At 62.8% G+C, this 17,814-nt stretch carries 18 protein-coding genes; 3 read left to right on the top strand and 15 right to left on the bottom strand.

Annotated features, from left to right (window positions below):
• Positions 1–112 precede the first annotated feature (112 nt).
• The 5 genes from ACIQTZ_RS00725 to ychF form a co-directional block, all read right to left on the bottom strand.
• Positions 113–1,795 (bottom strand): ABC transporter substrate-binding protein, encoded by a 1,683-nt coding sequence (locus tag ACIQTZ_RS00725; protein ID WP_402944398.1) that lies wholly within the window; start codon positions 1,793–1,795, stop codon positions 113–115.
• 305 nt (positions 1,796–2,100) lie between these two features.
• Positions 2,101–2,439 (bottom strand): DUF86 domain-containing protein, encoded by a 339-nt coding sequence (locus ACIQTZ_RS00720; RefSeq protein ID WP_402976666.1) that lies wholly within the window; start codon positions 2,437–2,439, stop codon positions 2,101–2,103.
• A complete protein-coding gene (locus ACIQTZ_RS00715) occupies positions 2,436–2,879 on the bottom strand; it encodes a nucleotidyltransferase domain-containing protein (RefSeq protein WP_402944403.1) in 444 nt (147 codons plus the stop codon). The genes ACIQTZ_RS00720 and ACIQTZ_RS00715 overlap by 4 nt, the downstream gene beginning before the upstream one ends.
• A 37-nt stretch (positions 2,880–2,916) precedes the next feature.
• The gene (locus ACIQTZ_RS00710; protein WP_402976663.1) at positions 2,917–3,429 is read right to left on the bottom strand and encodes a hypothetical protein; all 513 of its coding nucleotides are present in this window, start codon (positions 3,427–3,429) and stop codon (positions 2,917–2,919) included.
• Between the two features lie 150 nt (positions 3,430–3,579).
• Positions 3,580–4,665 carry a redox-regulated ATPase YchF gene (gene ychF, locus ACIQTZ_RS00705; protein ID WP_400329410.1) on the bottom strand — a complete coding sequence of 362 codons (1,086 nt, stop codon included), beginning with the start codon at positions 4,663–4,665 and terminating at the stop codon, positions 3,580–3,582.
• Between the two features lie 111 nt (positions 4,666–4,776).
• Between ychF and ACIQTZ_RS00700 the strand changes: the two genes are divergently transcribed.
• Complete coding sequence (locus tag ACIQTZ_RS00700) at positions 4,777–6,027, top strand: DNA recombination protein RmuC (RefSeq protein WP_402976660.1); 1,251 nt, start codon at positions 4,777–4,779, stop codon at positions 6,025–6,027.
• A 147-nt stretch (positions 6,028–6,174) separates the two neighbouring features.
• On the opposite strand, the gene ACIQTZ_RS00695 is transcribed toward ACIQTZ_RS00700, so the two are convergent.
• Entirely contained in the window at positions 6,175–7,260 is a 1,086-nt protein-coding gene (locus ACIQTZ_RS00695) for a 4-hydroxy-3-methylbut-2-enyl diphosphate reductase (RefSeq protein ID WP_400329404.1), read from the bottom strand.
• Positions 7,261–7,269: 9 nt separating this feature from the next.
• Complete coding sequence (locus tag ACIQTZ_RS00690; protein WP_402944411.1) at positions 7,270–8,136, bottom strand: hypothetical protein; 867 nt, start codon at positions 8,134–8,136, stop codon at positions 7,270–7,272.
• Between the two features lie 171 nt (positions 8,137–8,307).
• On the opposite strand from ACIQTZ_RS00690, the gene xseA reads away from it, so the two are divergent.
• On the top strand, positions 8,308–9,585 hold the full coding sequence (gene xseA, locus ACIQTZ_RS00685; protein WP_402976657.1) for an exodeoxyribonuclease VII large subunit: 1,278 nt from the start codon (positions 8,308–8,310) through the stop codon (positions 9,583–9,585).
• A 73-nt stretch (positions 9,586–9,658) separates the two neighbouring features.
• On the top strand, positions 9,659–9,901 hold the full coding sequence (locus tag ACIQTZ_RS00680) for an exodeoxyribonuclease VII small subunit (protein ID WP_402976654.1): 243 nt from the start codon (positions 9,659–9,661) through the stop codon (positions 9,899–9,901).
• 127 nt (positions 9,902–10,028) lie between these two features.
• Here the strand turns inward: ACIQTZ_RS00680 and ACIQTZ_RS00675 are convergent, their stop codons facing one another.
• The 8 genes from ACIQTZ_RS00675 to ACIQTZ_RS00640 form a co-directional block, all read right to left on the bottom strand.
• Positions 10,029–10,883 (bottom strand): polyphosphate kinase 2 family protein, encoded by an 855-nt coding sequence (locus tag ACIQTZ_RS00675; RefSeq protein ID WP_402976651.1) that lies wholly within the window; start codon positions 10,881–10,883, stop codon positions 10,029–10,031.
• A 51-nt stretch (positions 10,884–10,934) separates the two neighbouring features.
• A complete protein-coding gene (locus ACIQTZ_RS00670; RefSeq protein ID WP_397322146.1) occupies positions 10,935–12,155 on the bottom strand; it encodes a pyridoxal phosphate-dependent aminotransferase in 1,221 nt (406 codons plus the stop codon).
• A 120-nt stretch (positions 12,156–12,275) separates the two neighbouring features.
• Entirely contained in the window at positions 12,276–13,229 is a 954-nt protein-coding gene (locus ACIQTZ_RS00665; protein WP_400329386.1) for an ABC transporter substrate-binding protein, read from the bottom strand.
• Entirely contained in the window at positions 13,226–13,972 is a 747-nt protein-coding gene (locus ACIQTZ_RS00660) for an ABC transporter permease (protein ID WP_400329383.1), read from the bottom strand. The genes ACIQTZ_RS00665 and ACIQTZ_RS00660 overlap by 4 nt, the downstream gene beginning before the upstream one ends.
• The gene (locus ACIQTZ_RS00655; RefSeq protein WP_402976646.1) at positions 13,969–14,703 is read right to left on the bottom strand and encodes an ABC transporter permease; all 735 of its coding nucleotides are present in this window, start codon (positions 14,701–14,703) and stop codon (positions 13,969–13,971) included. Before ACIQTZ_RS00655 ends, ACIQTZ_RS00660 begins: the two co-directional genes overlap by 4 nt.
• The gene (locus ACIQTZ_RS00650) at positions 14,703–15,797 is read right to left on the bottom strand and encodes an ABC transporter ATP-binding protein (protein ID WP_402976643.1); all 1,095 of its coding nucleotides are present in this window, start codon (positions 15,795–15,797) and stop codon (positions 14,703–14,705) included. The genes ACIQTZ_RS00655 and ACIQTZ_RS00650 overlap by 1 nt, the downstream gene beginning before the upstream one ends.
• Before the next feature lie 159 nt (positions 15,798–15,956).
• Positions 15,957–17,117, bottom strand: a complete 1,161-nt coding sequence (rsgA, locus tag ACIQTZ_RS00645) for a ribosome small subunit-dependent GTPase A (RefSeq protein WP_402976640.1) — start codon at positions 17,115–17,117, stop codon at positions 15,957–15,959.
• A 210-nt stretch (positions 17,118–17,327) separates the two neighbouring features.
• On the bottom strand, positions 17,328–17,792 hold the full coding sequence (locus tag ACIQTZ_RS00640; RefSeq protein ID WP_402976637.1) for an NUDIX hydrolase: 465 nt from the start codon (positions 17,790–17,792) through the stop codon (positions 17,328–17,330).
• Positions 17,793–17,814 lie beyond the last annotated feature (22 nt).

Below are 17,814 nucleotides of genomic sequence, written 5' to 3'. Positions count from 1 at the left end.
CTCTGGACGGGTGTAGGTGTGTCATGTTTGCCTTCCTGCCGAGGCAAGCAATTGGGGGCCCGGCGCCATGGCCGGGCCCCCAATGCCTCACGGCAAGTTCAGATCCTGAGGATTACTTGGCCTCGATGTTGTAGTAGAGGATGCCGCCGTTCCAGCCGGTCTCGGCCTTCACAACGTTGTTGCTCCACACGATCGGGCGGTTCTGGTACCACAGCGGCAGGCCTGGGAGGTCCTTGAAGAGGATCTCCTGTGCCTGGTTGAACTTGGCGTTAGCGTCCTCAGGCGTCTTTGCAGCCAGGCCCTCCTTGAGCAGCTTGTCGAACTCCGGGTTCGAGTACTTCTCGTAGTTGGAGGAAGCGTTGGTTGCCCAAACCGGGCCAAGGAAGTTGTAGAGCGACGGGTAGTCGCCCTGCCAGCCGGCACGGGTCAGGCCCGGGAGGGACTGGGACTTGCGCAGGTCGAGGACCTCAGCAAACTTGGCAAACGGCTGGATTTCGGCCTGGATACCGAGGTTGTTCTTGAAACCGTTGGCGACGGCGTCGATCCATTCCTTGTTGCCACCGTCAGTGTTGGAAGCAATCTGGAGCGGCTTGGAGGCATCGTAAGGCTTGATCTTTTCAGCCTGGGCCCACAGGTCCTTGGCCTTCTGGGCGTCGAACTTCAGGACATCGCTGCCCGGGATGTTGTCGTTGTAGCCGTCAAGCACCGGAGCCGTGAATTCGGTGGCCGGGGTGCGGGTGCCGTTGAAGATCACCTTGGTGATTTCGTCACGGTTGATGGCGTGGGACAGGGCCTGACGGCGGAGCAGGCCTGCTTCACCCTGGAAGTTCGGATTGTAGCCCGGGATGTTCAGGGTGGAGTTGTTTGCCACCGGCTTGGTGGAGTTACGGTCCTGGAAGTCAGTGGTGTAGGTCTTCAGGGCGTTCGACGGCAGGACGTCGGTCACGTCAAGGTTGTCGGCCTGAAGGTCCGTGTATGCGGGGCCCGGGTCGGTGTAGAACTTGAACGTCACGCCGCCGTTCTTGGCAGTGCGCGGACCCGTGTAGTCGGGGTTCTTGACCAGGGAGATGGACTGGTCGTGGACCCAGGCGCCTTCCTTCTCGAACTTGTACGGGCCGTTGCCTACGGGGTTCTCGCCGAATTTCTTGGAGTCCTTCAGCGCCTCGGAGGGCAGGGGGTAGAACGCGGAGTAACCAAGACGCAGCGACCAGTCAGCTTCCGGCTGGGACAGCTTGACCGTGATGGTCTGATCGTCCTTGGCTGCCAGACCGGACATGGTCTGCGCAGTCGGAGCCGGGGTGGAAGTCTTCTTGCCATCAGCGCCCGTGGTCTCGTTGACGGCACTGACATCGGCGTAGCCTTCAATGGATTCGAAGAAGAAGCCATTGTTCTGGAGGTTGGTGCTCAGCGCAGCAAAGTTCCAGGAGTCAACGAACGTCTTGGCCGTGATGGGCTCGCCGTTGGTGAACTTGGCGCCGGACTTGACCTTAATGGTCCAGTTCTGGGAGTCCGTGGTATCGATGGACTCCGCCAGCGCGTTGACCGGCTTGCCGTTGGCGTCGTAGGAACGCAGGCCTTCGAACAGCAGCTCGACGACGCGGCCACCGTACACCTCATTGGTGTTCGCCGGGAGCAGCGGGTTCTGCGGTTCGTTGCTGTAAGCAGTGATGACCTTGTTGGGGTCGCCAGCGGCCGAGCTGTTCGTATTGCCGCCCGTGCCGCCACCGCAAGCGGTCATGGCGAGGGCGACGATCGCCGCTACGCCTAGAGCTTTGGAAGTGCGCGAGAAACGCATTCCGCCTCCTATGAGTCGTGGAGTTGAGCAGGGGAAGTTTCGTGATTTCCCCCAGGCGCGGGCACAGATTCCTACTGTGACGTTGCCTACATGTGAGTGTAAGCCTACCCACATTGCGTCCGGATGTTGGAACAAACCGGCCAAACTGTAACCGTTCCGCAACCTCTGCTTGCCTAATTTGCCGGGGATTTCAAGTCAAAGGCTACTCGGTGGTAATATTCGCTGTCTGACAGCAGGACAGGACTGTTTTTGGGCAAAAAGGAGCCCCGGTCCTGCTGATCTCTCAGCTGGACCGGGGCCTTGCACTAGGCGCCGTCCGGAGACTCGAGGTTTCTGCCAATTGCGGGCAGGTCAATCACCAGGGTGTCCCAGACGGCCTCATAGTCGGTTCCTTCATGGTGATGGGCCAGGCTATCCCTCATGCGTTTGATAAGTGACCACGACACCTCGGGATGCTTCATGGCGGTTTCCGCGCTGATCCGGGCCACGTTCTCCCCTATCTTGATGATCAGGGACTCCGCCGCGAGACCTGGAACGTTATCCGGATCGGAGGTGTACCAACGATGCCCTCGGGCAACCAGATCGGCTCCGACACGGCAGAGTCGACGTATCTCGTTCAGCGCGGCAGCGTCCCGTTGATTCACACTGCGACCGCCGTCGTCAGGATTTCGTGATCTGCACGCAGGCCGCCGTCCGTCACGACATCGACCTCGACTCCCAGCAATTCACTCGCCGCGGCGGCGAACGCGGCCACAGTCAACAGTCCGATGCCCTCCGGACGAGTCACCAGGATGTCCAGGTCACTCCCCGGACCATCGGATCCACGTGCGGCCGACCCAAAGACGCGAACGTTGCTGAATCCGTAACGGCCTGCCAATTCACGTAGCTCCTGTGCCCGCAAGGCAAGGACCACGTGCGGCAAGGGCCGCGCAGCGGCACGAAGACGATCCAGCATCCCCCTGGATGCCTTGCGGCGGCCCGATTCGTAGGCCGCAATGTTTGGCTGCGCCACTCCGGAGCGCCGGGCCAACTCACCCTGGCTGATACCGGCAGCCTCCCGGAGTTCCCTCACGGCATTGCCCATACTGCCATGATATCGCGTGATATGCCGTCGTCCCCGGCTAACCGATAAGGTAAACAAAGCCGCGTCCGGAGGCCGCCAGATCATTGACGAAAGCCCGAGCCCGCTGCAGGTAGTCAACGGCGTAGGAGACGTTCGAGTCCCTCTGGAAACGCGGGAAACCCTGCAACCAGTTTCCAAACTCTGCGTCGGTGACGTCGCCCAAGTCTTGGGCGATTGCCGGCACATCCATCGGTGGCAGCACCCGAATCCATGAATCCCAGCCGTCATAATGCATGGTTACCTCGCCCTCGAACATGCGAAAGGCCGGTCTTGCATCCGCTCTTGCCGTAGAGGGGGCGGTGAAAGCCTGCAGTTCCCTCCATGCCTTGTCCAAGTAGAGCATGTCGCGCTCAGGTATGGATTGTTCGAAAGTGGGAAAACCGACCTCGGCTCCTGAATCGAACCCCCAAGCATCTGCGAGTGGATCCGATGACATAACACTTCTGGGGTCGGCGAGTACCCGATCAGTCATGTCTCCGTCGAAGGCAAATGCGTAGTATCTGATTCCCATTTGCCCAGTATTGCCAAGTAGCTGGCTGCTGAGAGGCGTTCCATTGCGCTATGTGGACAACTCAGTGAAACAATTCTCTTTCCGGAAAAAGGAAGCCCCGATCCAAGCTGAGGTGCTCAGCTTGAACCGGGGCCATGTTGGCTCGTGAAACTAGACGTTGAAGCGGAACTCCACCACGTCGCCGTCGGCCATGACATATTCCTTGCCTTCGATGCGGACCTTGCCGCGCGACTTGGCCTCAGCCATGGAGCCGGCATCGATGAGGTCGTCGAAGGACACAACTTCGGCCTTGATGAAGCCCCGCTGGAAGTCGGAGTGGATCACGCCGGCTGCTTGAGGAGCGGTATCACCTTGGCGGATGGTCCAGGCACGGGTTTCCTTGGGGCCGGCAGTCAGGTAGGTCTGCAGGCCAAGGGTGTGGAAACCGACGCGGGCCAACTGGTCCAGCCCGGATTCGCTCTGCCCGTTCATCTCCAGCATTTCGCGGGCCTCTTCCTCGTCCAATTCGACGAGGTCGGCCTCAAGCTTGGCATCGAGGAATACGGCATCGGCGGGGGCAACGAGTTCGCGCAGCTCATCCTGCTTGGCGGGGTCGCCGAGGATACCTTCGTCGGCGTTGAAGACGTAGATGAAGGGCTTGGCCGTCAGGAGGCCCAGCTCTTTGAGGTGTCCCATCTCCAGCTTGTCGCTCTTGATCGACGAGAAGATGGTGTCGCCGCGCTCCAGTACGGCTTGGGCTGCCTTGATGGCTGCGAGCTCAGCGGCTTCGCGCTTCTTGATCTTGACTTCTTTTTCGATGCGCGGGATCGCGTTTTCGATCGTCTGGAGGTCAGCCAGGATCAGTTCGGTGTTGATGGTCTCCATGTCGGAGCGCGGGTCGACTTTGCCGTCAACGTGGATGACATCGGGGTCGTCAAAGACGCGCACAACCTGGGCGATCGCCTCGGCTTCACGGATATTGGCAAGGAATTTGTTGCCCAGGCCTTCACCTTCGGATGCGCCCTTGACGATTCCGGCAATGTCCACAAAGGACACCGGGGCCGGCAGTAGCCGCTGCGACCCGAAGATCTCGGCCAGCTTCGCAAGGCGGGGGTCCGGCAGGTTCACGACGCCGACATTCGGTTCGATGGTTGCGAAGGGATAGTTCGCAGCAAGCACCTGGTTGCGGGTCAGTGCGTTGAAAAGGGTTGATTTGCCGACGTTGGGCAGTCCGACGATGCCAATAGTAAGAGCCACGAGGATTGATTCTACCCGGAACGTCCGCAGACTTGCTTGTTGAAACCGGCACCGAAGGGTCACACGCGAGGCCGCGCTAAAACTGTCGTACCCCTGTGACAGGGTTACTGCATGGATGGATTTGGATTGGTTCTGGCCCTGCTCATGCTGCTGATCGGAGCGGCCGTCGGACTTGGCATCGGGTACGTGGTCTTCCAGCGCCGGGGCGCCGGACTGGAAGCTGACTTCGACGCCGTTTCGTCCCGCCTTTCGGACGTGACAGCCCAGTTTGCGGCCGCCGACGCCGAACGCCGGCTTTTGTTCGCACAGAACCGGGAACTGAGCGAGGCGCGGAATTCGGACGGCAGCGTCCTGCGCGCCCTTGCCCCGGTCGCCGAGAAGCTGACCGCAGTCCAGCAGCAGGTTTCGCTCCTGGAACGCGACCGCGTGGAACAGTACGGGCAATTGGCGCAGCAACTGCAGGACGCCCGGCTCTCCGATGAGCAGCTCCTCAGGTCGACGCACGCCTTGGCCTCCGCACTGCGCTCCAACAGTGCCCGCGGTCAGTGGGGCGAAGTCCAGCTTCGCCGGGTTGTTGAGGCCTCGGGCATGTTGCGCCACGTGGACTTCCATGAGCAGGTGCATTCCGCACGCAGCGACAACACCCTGCGTCCGGACCTTGTGGTCCAGCTTCCCGGTGGCAAGCAGTTGGTGGTGGATGCCAAGGTGCCCTTGGCCTCATATCTGGCAGCGCAGGAGCAGCTCCACGGCGAGGGTGCCCTTGGTGAGTCCGTCACGCCTTCAGCCAACCAAGATCCCAAAGTGCTCCTTGCCCAGCACGCCAAGGCACTCAAGGCCCACATTGATGCCCTCGCTTCGAAGAAGTACTGGGACATCCCCGGCAACTCCCCCGAACTGGTCATCTGCTTCCTCCCCGCCGAGTCGATCCTGGCGTCGGCCTTGGAAACGGACCCGGCCTTGTTGGAGCACGCCCTGTCCAGGAACGTGGTCCTGGCGTCGCCGGGAACGCTTCTCGCGGTCCTGAAATCCGTGGCCTTCACCTGGCGGCAGGACGTCCTCACGGACAGCGCCCACGAACTCTTCGATCTCGCCAAGCAGCTCTACGAACGCATGGGCACCCTGGGTGAAAATGTCGGGAAACTGGGCAGTTCCCTCAAGACGTCCGTTGATCGCTACAACGCGCTGGTGGGAACTCTGGAGGCCCGGGTTCTGCCCACGGCCCGCAAACTCAACACCATGGATGACGCCGGACTTGTCGCCCCGCCGTCGGTGGAGGCCGTGCCGCGCTCCCTCGCCGCACCGGAACTCCTGGCCGTGGAGTCCCGGGACGAAACGGACCACGACCGCGAGTCGGCCGCTTAAGGGAGCACGTGGCCAGGCGGTGGGCGGAGGGCTGGCAATGCAGCCAATTCCCCTTCTTCAGCCATAGTGCCGACAAAAGAAACGGCCCGGCCGGGTGACTCTCACTCATGTGACAGTTACCCGGCCGGGACCAGTTCTTGAATCCCTCTAGGACGTAGGGCGGTTTCCGCGCCCGCCAAGCGCCCGGCTCACGTCGCCGGCCTGCTTCAGGGTGGCGCGGAGTTCCTTCGGCAGGGAGAAGAGAAGGTCCTCTTCGGCTGTCACCACTTCCTGGACCTCGCCGTAGCCGTAGTCTGCGAGCAGCCGCAGCACTTCCTGGACGAGAACCTCCGGCACCGAAGCGCCGGATGTGACGCCGACGGTGGCAACGCCTTCGAACCAGCTTTCATCCACCTCATTGGCGAAGTCCACGCGGTACGACGTCTTTGCACCGTATTCCAGGGCAACTTCGACCAAGCGGACGGAGTTCGATGAGTTGGCCGATCCCACCACGATCACGAGGTCGGCCTGCGGAGCGATCTTCTTGATGGCTACCTGGCGGTTGGTGGTTGCGTAGCAAATATCGTCGCTGGGCGGATCCTGGAGCGTGGGGAACCGTTCCTTGAGCATGCGCACGGTTTCCATGGTCTCGTCAACGCTCAGGGTGGTCTGGGAAAGCCAGATGGTCTTCTCAGGGTTGCGGACCGTTACCTTGCCCACTTCATGCGGGCCGTTAATGATCTGGATATGGTCCGGGGCTTCACCGGCCGTACCTTCTACTTCCTCGTGGCCGTCGTGGCCGATGAGCAGAATGTCGTAGTCTTCCTTCGCGAAACGCACGGCTTCGCGGTGAACCTTGGTCACCAACGGGCAGGTGGCGTCGATGGTGCGCAGGCCCCGATCCTCAGCGGACTGCACCACGGCAGGTGAAACTCCGTGGGCAGAGAAGATCACCAGGGCACCCTCGGGGACCTCGTCCGTCTCATCGACGAAGATGGCGCCCTTTTCCTCAAGTGAGGAGACCACATGGACGTTGTGGACAATCTGTTTGCGGACGTAGACCGGAGGTCCGTAATGCTCCAAGGCCTTTTCGACCGCGATGACGGCACGGTCGACGCCGGCGCAGTATCCACGCGGGGCAGCCAGGAGGACCTTCTTGGTCCCGTTCACAGGAGCAGCCGCCAGTACCTCTTCAGGGGATCGACGTCTGCGGGGAACCGTGGGCATCGGAATGGAGACTGCTGTGCTGGTCATCCTTCCATGCTACCGGGCAGCGGTGGCCCGGTTTGCCGAAGGTGACCGCCGTCTCCCGGATACCAACCACCCAAGGAATCCCAGTGCCAGGACGGCAGCCGAGACCCAAACATCCACGATTATCCATTGGCCAAAGCCGGACCGCGACGACTCCAGGAACTCCTGTTTGAACAACTCCGCCACACTGTTGCCGCTGGAAAGGTTCTGGACCGAATTGACGGCGAGGTCCGCCGTCGTGCTCCAGAGGGCAGCCAGAGCCAGCCCGCCAAGTCCCAGGAAGACGAAAACCAGCGCGCGCCTGCGTGCCGCAGCCAGCGCGAGCAGAACCGACACCGCGGCGCCCAAAGCGGCAACCCACCACAACGGGACGAAGGCGGACACACGCTCCACGATCTGCCGCTGCGACGGTTGCCCCAACGTCACCACGCTCTCAGCCGGGACGTCCAGGGTGATGCCGGTGGACGAGGCGAAGTGGTCCCTGATGAGCCGGACCAGCGGCGCAATATCCAGGAGCAAAGCAGTGGGAGAACCTGATTCTTCGGTTTGGCCGCCAAAATTGAGGCGGTGGCTGTTCCGGACCGTTTCTTCCCAGGCCTGCGGATAGTCGCTCCACGATTGCATGCCGTTCGCAGCGCCTTTGAGGGCGTCGCCTGCCAGGTTGCGGACCGGCTCGGGCAGTTGCACGGAGGACTCGAAGGTACTCACGGCCGCGCCGGTCAGGCGGTTCTGAAAGTCGGGGTCCTTGCCCAAGGCACCGGCCATACGGACAAAACCGTCTTCCTTGACCACATTCGCATCAACCCATGCTGCAGGCACGGCCACGGCTGTGAGCAGCAAAGCGAGGATCACTCCCACTGCTGAGACAAAAGTACGCAAGGTCTACCTCGGTGCTAGGGGGCTGTCCAACCATCCTAGGACTGTCCACATACAGGGGAAAATATGGGACCCGGCGGCTGCGGCTATGGATAGAGTTGGAAAGCAGCCCCGTAACCGGCGGGCGCAAGGCTACCGAGGACAGGCACATGCAGGAAAAAGCACGGATCACCCATGTCAGCTGAAGCCAGCCCTGAATCGACACTGCCTGCGACAGCCGCCGAGACCAGCCCGGACAACCCGTGGCCCCTGCAATTGTTGTCGCGGAAGCTCAAGGCCCACATCGAACGTGCACCGGCCGCATGGATCGAGGGCCAGGTCATCGAAATGAACCGCCGCGGTGGCAACGCGTTCCTGACGCTTCGTGACGTCGACGCGGAGATCTCGTTGCCAGCTTCGGTGTGGTCCACGGTGCTGGACCGACAACGGACTCCGCTGGAACGCGGCTCACGCGTAGTGGCCCTGGTGAAAGCCGATTTCTGGGTGAAGACCGGGCGCCTCAACATGTCGGTGAAGGACATCAGGCCGGTGGGCTTGGGCGACCTCCTGGCCCGGATTGAGAGGCTCCGGCAGGCCTTGGCGGCGGAAGGGCTTTTCGCCGATTCGAGAAAGCGGAAGCTGCCCCTGCTCCCCCACCGCATTGGATTGATCACCGGCCGCGATTCGGACGCCAAGAAGGACGTCCTGCGCAACGCAGCGCTGCGTTGGCCCGCCGTCGAATTCGACGTCCGCGAGGTGGCAGTCCAAGGCAACACCGCGGTCTCGCAAATCATTGGCGCCCTCAAAAAGCTGGATGCTGATCCGCACGTGGATGTCATCGTCCTCGCCCGCGGCGGCGGTGCCCTCGAGGACCTCCTGCCTTTCAGCAACGAGGACCTGATCAGGGCCGTGGCCGCCGCTACAACCCCGGTGGTCAGTGCCATCGGCCACGAAGCCGACCGGCCGATCCTTGATGACGTTGCCGACCTCCGCGCCTCGACGCCAACGGATGCAGCCAAGAGGATCGTTCCGGACGTCTCCGAAGAGCTCGCGGCGGTCCGGCAGGCCCGTGACCACCTGCGCCGCAGCATAGGGAGGATGGTGGACAGGGAAACGGACCGGCTGCACGCCCTGAGGTCGAGGCCGGTTTTGGCCACGCCGGACACCCTCGTGGCAGTGCGCGCCGAGGACGTTGCCAGGTTACGGCAAAGGTCGCACTCTGCCGTGAATACAGCTGTGCTGCGGGCCCTCGACCAGGTGCATCACCTACGCGCGCAAGTACGTGCCTTGTCCCCGCAAAAAACACTGGACCGCGGCTATGCGGTGGTGCAGATCGTGGGCGAGGACCAGGCTGGCCACACCGTGGTCAGCAGCCCGGAACAGACACCGGAAGGAACGGCTTTGGCCATCCGGGTTGCGGAAGGACGCTTCCGGGCAACGTCCGTGGGGCAAGGCCAGATCGCCGGGCGATGATCCCAGGACACCAACGACGGCGTCATTCAGACCACCAACCGGCCCAAGCGGCCGGGACAGCCAAAGGAAACCCATGACCGAAAACCCCGCACTCGCCTCCGAGTCGCTCGATGCCCTGAGCTATGAAGAAGCCCGAGAACAATTGGTGGCCGTCGTGGGCCGCCTCGAGGCCGGCGGCGCAAGCCTGGAAGAGTCACTCGCCCTGTGGGAACGCGGCGAAGCGCTTGCCAAACGCTGTGAAGACTGGCTGGAAGGCGCCCGCAAGCGCCTCGCAACGGCCCGCGAAGCAAATACGGATTCCGGGGCGGGCCAGTAACCGGGTGCTGCCCCTCGACCGACGGGCAACCCGCTACTGCGCGCGCCCGACGGCTAAGCCGCTACTGACAGGAAGAAACGGCTCACCGGACGCCACGCGGCAACCCGCACGCAAACCGAGGGACAGCTCAGGACTCGACCACCAAGGCGCGTTCGGCGGCAACGTCAAACTCCGCTTTGGGCCAGTCCAGGGACATCCCGCGGAGGGCCTCCAGCAACAATTCCTGAACAGCGATGCGCGCGTACCACTTCTTGTTGGCCGGAACCACGTGCCACGGGGCGACGTCAGTGGATGTTTTCTCGAAGGCGACGCTGTAGGCGTCCATGTAGTCGTCCCAGAAGGCCCGCTCGGTGAGGTCGCCGCGACTGTACTTCCAGTGCTTGCTCGGATCGTCCAACCTCGCGATGAGGCGTCTTTTCTGTTCGTCCTTGCTGATGTTCAGCATGACTTTGACAATGGTGGTTCCCTGCTCGGCCAGCCGCGCCTCGAAGTCATTGATGGCTGAATACCGCCGCTCCAGTTCCTCGGCGTCTGCCCATCCATGCACCCGGTGGATGAGGACATCCTCGTAATGGGAGCGGTCGAAGACACCCACCATGCCTGCAGCCGGAACCTGCTTCTCGATCCGCCACAGGAAATCGTGGGCTTTCTCTTCCTCGGTGGGTGCCTTGAAGGCCGTCAGGTGGACGCCTTGCGGGTCCATGGCACCCACAACGTGGCTGACAGCCCCGCCCTTGCCCGCTGTGTCCATGGCCTGGAGGATCAACAGCAACCGCTTGGGACTGCCGAACTTTCCCGACGCAAACAATTGCTCCTGGAGTTCGGTCAACCTGGCATCCTGCGCGCCGAGCAAGGCCTTGCCGTCCACCTTGTTGCCTGAATAGCCCGGCGTCGATTCGGGATCCACACCCGCAAGTGCGAATCCCGAATCCACCCTCAAGACTTCTGCTGGACTCTTGGCGAACTCAACCGCAGCGACCATGGCTTGCCTTCCTGCCGGGCGGCGCCCCGGCGGCGCAGCATGGAACTCAGGCTAGTTGCCCGGGTACCTCGACAGGAAGTCCGCCATGCGCCCGATCGCCTCTTCGATGTCCTTGACGTTGGGCAGGGTAACCATGCGGAAGTGGTCCGGACGTACCCAGTTGAAGGCCCTGCCGTGCGAAACAAGAATCTTCTGCTCCCTCAGGAGATCCAGGACGAACTTCTCATCGTCCCGGATGTGGAAGACCTCCGGATCCAACTTGGGGAACAGATAAAGCGCTCCCCTGGCCTGCTGGGTGCTGACGCCGGGAATGGCGTTCAGGAGGTCGTAAGCCTTGTTCCGCTGCTCCAGGAGCCGACCGCCGGGAAGGATGAGGTCGTTGATGCTCTGGTAGCCGCCCAGTGCCGTTTGGATGGCGTGCTGGGCAGGCACGTTGGCGCACAGGCGCATGTTAGCCAGCAGGTTGATGCCTTCGAGGTAATCCGCGGCATCCTTCTTCGGCCCGGAAATGGCCATCCAGCCAGCCCGGTAGCCGCAGACGCGATAAGCCTTGGACAGGCCGCTGAACGTCAGGCACAGCACGTCGTCGCCCGTCAGGCCGGCGAGGTTCACGTGGACGGCGTCTTCGTACAGGATCTTTTCGTAGATCTCGTCCGCGAAGATCACCAGGCCGTGTTTCTCGGCCAAAGCCACGATCTTCTTCAGCGTTTCTTCCGGATAGACCGCTCCCGTGGGGTTGTTCGGGTTAATGACCACGATGCCCTTGGTGCGCGGCGTAATCTTGGCTTCCATGTCCTCAAGGTCGGGCTGCCACCCGGATTCCTCGTCGGTGAGGTAGTGGACGGGCCGCCCGCCGGCCAGGGCAACAGAAGCCGTCCACAGGGGGTAGTCCGGGGTGGGAATCAGGACCTCGTCGCCGTCTTCGAGCAGCGCCATGAGGGACATGGTGATGAGCTCGCTGACGCCGTTGCCAAGGTAGATGTCGTCAACGTGGATGTTCTGGATACCGCGGGTCTGGTAATACTGGGACACGGCCGTTCGGGCCGAGAAGATGCCGCGGGAGTCACTGTATCCCTGGGCGTTGGGGAGGTGGCGGATCATGTCCACCAAAATGGCGTCAGGCGCTTCAAAACCAAACGGTGCCGGGTTTCCGATGTTCAGTTTGAGGATCCGGTGACCCTCCGCCTCCATCTGCTGGGCGGCCTGAAGAATCGGTCCACGGATGTCGTAGAGGACATTATGAAGCTTGGTGGACTGCTTGAAATTCGCCATTCCTCAAATATGCCATAGCGGTCATGGACTTCCGTTGAGACGTCCCTCACAGAAACAACGACGGCGGTGACGGGCCCGCGGGGGTCCGTCACCGCCGTCGTCAGCGGTTCTTGTCAGCTGTTACTTGACGATGCCCTTGTCCTTGAGCCAGGCGGCGGCTGCGTCCTTGGCACTTTGCTTCTGGTCGCCGCTCACCGAACGGTTCAGGTTGATGAGGTCCTCGGTGGTGAGGATCTTGGACACGTTGTTGAGTGCGTCCTTGGCTTTGTCCGTCATCTTGGACTTGTTGTAGAGCGGCAGGACCTGCTGGGCCTTGAAGTTGTTCTTGGGGTCTTCGAGGACCACAAGGTCGTTGTCAACGATGGACGGCGTGGTGGTGTAGATATCGGCCACCTGGACCTTGTCCTCGAGCAGGGCCTGCAGGGTCAGGTTGCCACCACCGTCGCTGAAGGGCTGCAGCCCCTTGAGCTCGCAGTTGTAGTTCTTCTTCAAGCCCGGGAAACCGTAGGAGCGGGTCTCGAAGGTGGCCGGGGCAGCCATGGTGAAGTCCTTGCACACCTTGGCCAGGTCTTCGATGGACTTCAGCTGGTACTTCTCTGCCGTGGCTTTGGTGACCACCATGGCATCCTTGTCCTCTGCCTTGGCCGCATCCAACACGGCCAAGCCGTCGGGCAGCTTGCCCGGCAGCGCCTTGTACACGTCATCGGCCGAGACTTCCGTGGCATCGGCGTTCAGGTAGGACAGGAGGTTGCCCGAGTAGTCCGGCACGAGGTCTACCGAGCCGTCCTGGACCGCCTTGAAGTAGATTTCGCGGGAGCCAATGTTTGGCTTGGTGGTGGCTGTGACTCCGGCCGCGTTGAGGGCACCGGCGTAAATTTCGGCGATGACCTGGCTTTCCGGGAAGTCTGCCGAACCTACAACCAACGATCCGCCGGCTGATCCGCTGGCTGCCGACGATGACGGTGTTGCCAGGGGGCTGCCACCACAGGCGCTCAGCGCGAGCGCCACACCGAGGCCGGCTGCCAGGCCGCCGAGACCACGGCGCGTAAGGGTCATGGGGACGGGGTTTTTCATGGTGTACCTCCTTGAACGGCAGCCCCGGAGGGAGCTGTGGCTTGGTGACCGTCGGGCGCCTTCTGGCGACCGCGGGAGTCGGGGGCAAGGCCTGGTGACAGCACCAGGCGCTGGATGGCGGCAAGGACAAGGTCGACGGCGATCGCCAAAGCCGCGATCAACAGGGAGCCGCCGAGCATGCGCGGGAAGTCTTGAAGGACCAGGCCGTCGAAGAGGTAGCGGCCCAGCCCGCCGAGCGGCAGGTAGGCAACCACCGACACTGTGGCGATGACCTGGAGTACTGCGGTCCGGATTCCGCCGAACATGACTTGCAGCCCGTTGGGCAGCTCAACGCGGAACAGGATCTGCATTTCGGTCATGCCCATGGCCCGGGCACCATCCACTACCGTGGAATCGACGCTGGAAATGCCTGCGTAGGTGCCTGCCAGGAGCGGTGGAACGGTGAGGATCACGAGTGCCCAAACCGGCGGCATGAGGCCGCTGCCCGCCAACAGCGCGAACAGGACCAGCAGGCCGAGCGTGGGCAAGGCACGGAGGGCTCCGGCCAGGGCAACGGCAACCACCCTGCCCCGACCTGTGTGGCCAATATAGAGTCCTACGGGGATGGCTATCGCCGCGGCGATGACCAGCACGAGGCCGCTGTACTGCAAGTGTTCGGATAAACGCGCTGGAATCCCACCGCTTCCGGACCAGTGCACAGGGTCAACAAGCCAGGCGATGGTGTCTGTGAAGATGTTGCTCATGCCGATGCCCCCGGATCCGGTCGTGGGGTCGCCTGCGGTGCCGGCCCGGACTTGGGCTCGGTGATGATCGCCGTGGCGCTGGCCTGTCCGCTGCCGCCCGCGGCCCGGGTCCAGGGCGTCAGGATCCTCTCCAGCACCACGAGCAGAGCGTCCATCAGCAACGCGAGCACCAGGATGGCGATAATGCCAACCACGACCTCGGTGACAAAGGTGCGCTGCAAACCGTCAGTGAACAGCATGCCAAGGTTGCCTACACCCAATAGCGCCGCAACGCTCACCAGGGAAATGTTGCTGACGGAGACCACGCGCAGCCCGGCAAACATCACCGGGAGGGACAGCGGAAGGTCCACTTGGAAGAACCTGTTCAGGGGCTTGAAGCCCATGGCCACGGCAGCGTTCCGAAGATCGTTGTCCACGGAATCGAACGCGTCCATTGCAGCGCGGACCAGGAGGGCCACGGCGTAGATCGTCAGCGCCACGATCACATTGAGCGGGTCCAGGATCCGGGTCCCGAGGATGGTGGGGAGAATGATGAACAACGCCAGGGACGGGATGGTGTAGAGCAAGGACGTAGCCGTGGCCACTATGGACCGCAGCGTACTGTTTCGGCGGGCCAGCTGTGCCAGGGGAACCGAAATCAGCAGCCCGAGGACCATGGGGATGACTGCCAGGACCAGGTGCTGTCCCGCCAAGCCAAACACCATGCCCGTGTTCGCCAGGAACCACTGCATCAGGTGGCGTCCTCCCTGCGGCGGCGGACTTCTTCGATGAGGGCCAGGACTTCCGGTGCCTTCAGGACTCCAGCGACCCTGCCGTCGTCGTCCACGGCAACGCCCAGGCCAGACGGCGAGGACAGCGCTGCGTCGAGCGCCCGCCGCAGGGTGTCCCCCTTGCGGAAGAGTGAACCGCCGGGGATGATTCCGGCGCCGTCCCGCGGTGAGGACCACCCGAGCGGCCTGGTCTCCTGGTCGACAACCAGCGCCCACTCCCCCGAGTCCCGGCCGGCGTGATGCCCGTCAGAGGCTCCCACCATGGTGACAGGATGAAGCTCCACCGAGTCGGCGGCGTTGAACGCGAGATGCCGGAACCCCCGGTCGCGGCCGACAAAGGACGCTACGAAGTCGTTTGCCGGCGCCCGGAGGATCTCCTCCGGGGCTGCGTACTGTGCGAGTTTGCCGCCCACGGCAAAGACCGCCACCTTGTCGCCCAGCACGGTGGCCTCGTCGATGTCGTGGGTCACGAAAACGATGGTCTTGGCCAGTTCGCGCTGGAGGCGCAGCAGTTCCTGCTGAAGTTCGTCGCGCACCACGGGATCAACCGCGCTGAAGGGCTCATCCATGAGCAGCACCGGCGGATCGGCCGCGAGCGCACGCGCCACGCCGACGCGTTGCTGTTGGCCGCCGGAGAGTTGCGATGGGTACCGTTTGCCGAGCCCGGAAGCCAGCCCGACGACGTCGAGCAGTTCCGCCGCGCGCTTCCGCGCAGCCGCTTTCGGAACCCCGTTCAGCCGGGGAACAGTGGCAATGTTGTCCAGCACGGACCGGTGCGGGAGCAAACCTGCGGACTGCATGACATACCCCATTGACCGGCGCAGCTGGGCGGCCGGGACCTTTGACACATCCTCGCCGTTGACGGTGATGGTGCCCGCGCTGGGCTCAACCATGCGGTTGATCATGCGCAATGACGTGGTCTTGCCGCAGCCCGAGGGTCCGACAAAGACCGTAATGGCACCCTTGTCGATGGACATGCTCAGAGCGTCAACCGCTGGTTGTCCCGCCTGGTACTGCTTGGTCACGCTCTGGAACTCAATCATGGCTTCGGCCATACCTGGGCTTACCTATCTGTAATTTCGACATCCTCGGACGGTAGAGCCAAATGATCATAAGCACGCTTACTGTGGCTGTAAAGCCGATCTTCACCCAGCGTAGCCAGCGGGCCAAGCGATGTCAGCGACGCCACGTATTCCGTAATGAATCGGCAATGTTCACCGTTTCCGGCGTTTAGCGGTCTTCCCGGCCCTCTCCTCGGCTTTATCGTGGCGGTATCTTTCCGCCGCGCGTTGTCCTCGTTCGGCGGAAACCACCTTCTGGTGCCACTCCCGCTGGTACGCGCGACGCGCCGCAGCATCGTGTTTCCGGTTCAGTGCCGCGAGCTCCCGCTGGAGCTTGAGATAGCTGGCCCACCGGCGCTGGTCCAACGATTCGTTGGCCAAGGCTTCCAGCACGGCACACCCCGGCTCAGCCTGGTGGGAGCAGTCGGAGAAGCGGCATTGCCCGAAGAGCTCCTCCAGGTCGCCGAACATTTCGTCCATGCCGTCGTCCGCGTCGAAAAGGCCGAAGCCACGGACGCCCGGCGTGTCCATCAGGACTGCGCCGCCCGGCAACGGAACGAGCTCACGGGACGTGGTGGTGTGCCTGCCCTTGCCGTCGCCCGACCGCACGGCGCCGGTTTCCTGGACTCCGTGACCCACCAGGGCGTTGATCAGGGTGGACTTGCCCGCGCCGGAGGGCCCAAGCAGCACCAGGGTTGCCCCCTGCGGAATGTGGCGGAGGAGCTCATCCAGCCCGTCGCCGTGTTCGGCGGACGTCGTGACCACTTCCACTCCGGCCGCTTGGTGGATGACCTCACCCACAACATCGTCCGCCAGGTTTGCGAGGTCGGCCTTGGTGATCACCACCAGGGGTGTGGCGCCGGAATCCCAGGCAGCGACCAGGGTCCGTTCCAGGCGGTTGTGGGTCAGCGGCCGGTCCATGGGAACAACCACCGCCACGATGTCGATGTTGGCGCCCAGGATCTGCTCCTCCGACGATGCTTCGAAGGCGCGCTTGCGGCTGAGCGCCGAATGACGGGGCAACACCTCGACGACGGCCGGCTCACCGGTGGAGTTGTGCCCCAACCAGACCCAGTCGCCCGTGGCCGGGATGAGGCCCCGGCGGGGGTACGGCAAGTGAAGCAAGCCGTGCCCTGATGCGACCAGGACCCGGTTTCTATCCAGGCGAACGATGCGTCCGGGCCAGCTATCCCCTGGATTCGAGGAGGGATTGGCCGCGAACAACTCCGCGGTTTTGGCGGTGAAACCGTACTCCATGGGGAGCTGGTTGGTGTCAGGAAAAACAGCGTCGCTTGAAAAAGCGTGAATATTCAATGTGGAATGCCTCTGCTGAGGCCCGGTCGCCTGGCTAGGCGCAGGCTGATGCCGGGACAGGAATGGTGAAGTGACGGTGCGCCGCTGCACTGTGCGGGGCGCGCAGGACTATGGCAGTCATCAAATCCACCTCCTCGGCATCAAAACCGGCTGTCGATCGGCCGGCAACGACCTCCAGCGTACTCAGGCCCGCCGGATATGGCTACCCTTTCAGGAATCCTGTGCGGCGAGCTTTCCATCCAGCGGGCGTTCCCGCTCCAGGCGGAGGGCCACATCCACCAGCGATACCCGGTTGAGCTTGCCCACATCCTCAAGGGGGATCCAAGCAGCGTGGGTGGTACTGCCATCCACCTCATGCGTCAATTCCCCGCCAGTGATGGAGGCTTCATAGACCAGCCGGAGCGCTTGGAAGTCACGGGTTGTTCCGTCCGGTTGGGCTTCCCTGGGCCAATGGCCCACATCGATGCCGAGCATGCGGTGGATCCGTGCCTCGTAGCCTGTTTCCTCCAGGACCTCGCGCCGGCAGCCGTCCACGGGGTGCTCGGCCAGGTCCAACCCTCCTCCGGGGAGGGTCCATCCTTCCTTGTCGTCCTGCTTCCAGTACGCCAGGAGGATCTTGCCTTCCTGAATAATGACGGCGTAGGCAGCAGGGCGGGTGTCGAAGTCCAGGCTCATTCAGCCAGCATAGTTCGCTGCC

The sequence above is a fragment of the Paenarthrobacter sp. NPDC090520 genome (genome assembly GCF_044769205.1).
Classification (GTDB): Bacteria; Actinomycetota; Actinomycetes; order Actinomycetales; family Micrococcaceae; genus Arthrobacter.
This window is presented reverse-complemented; position numbering and strand designations above follow the sequence as displayed.

Bases quoted from the DNA above. Each gene is read 5' to 3' on its own strand.
- ACIQTZ_RS00650 (WP_402976643.1), bottom strand. From the start codon at position 15,797: ATGGCCGAAGCCATGATTGAGTTCCAGAGCGTGACCAAGCAGTACCAG.
- ACIQTZ_RS00660 (WP_400329383.1), bottom strand. From the start codon at position 13,972: ATGAGCAACATCTTCACAGACACCATCGCCTGGCTTGTTGACCCTGTG.
- ACIQTZ_RS00725 (WP_402944398.1), bottom strand. From the start codon at position 1,795: ATGCGTTTCTCGCGCACTTCCAAAGCTCTAGGCGTAGCGGCGATCGTC.
- ACIQTZ_RS00675 (WP_402976651.1), bottom strand. From the start codon at position 10,883: ATGGTCGCTGCGGTTGAGTTCGCCAAGAGTCCAGCAGAAGTCTTGAGG.
- ACIQTZ_RS00670 (WP_397322146.1), bottom strand. From the start codon at position 12,155: ATGGCGAATTTCAAGCAGTCCACCAAGCTTCATAATGTCCTCTACGAC.
- ACIQTZ_RS00695 (WP_400329404.1), bottom strand. From the start codon at position 7,260: ATGACCAGCACAGCAGTCTCCATTCCGATGCCCACGGTTCCCCGCAGA.
- ACIQTZ_RS00710 (WP_402976663.1), bottom strand. From the start codon at position 3,429: ATGGGAATCAGATACTACGCATTTGCCTTCGACGGAGACATGACTGAT.
- ACIQTZ_RS00715 (WP_402944403.1), bottom strand. From the start codon at position 2,879: ATGGGCAATGCCGTGAGGGAACTCCGGGAGGCTGCCGGTATCAGCCAG.
- ACIQTZ_RS00640 (WP_402976637.1), bottom strand. From the start codon at position 17,792: ATGAGCCTGGACTTCGACACCCGCCCTGCTGCCTACGCCGTCATTATT.
- ACIQTZ_RS00665 (WP_400329386.1), bottom strand. From the start codon at position 13,229: ATGAAAAACCCCGTCCCCATGACCCTTACGCGCCGTGGTCTCGGCGGC.
- ACIQTZ_RS00700 (WP_402976660.1), top strand. From the start codon at position 4,777: ATGGATGGATTTGGATTGGTTCTGGCCCTGCTCATGCTGCTGATCGGA.
- ACIQTZ_RS00655 (WP_402976646.1), bottom strand. From the start codon at position 14,703: ATGCAGTGGTTCCTGGCGAACACGGGCATGGTGTTTGGCTTGGCGGGA.
- xseA (WP_402976657.1), top strand. From the start codon at position 8,308: ATGTCAGCTGAAGCCAGCCCTGAATCGACACTGCCTGCGACAGCCGCC.
- ACIQTZ_RS00680 (WP_402976654.1), top strand. From the start codon at position 9,659: ATGACCGAAAACCCCGCACTCGCCTCCGAGTCGCTCGATGCCCTGAGC.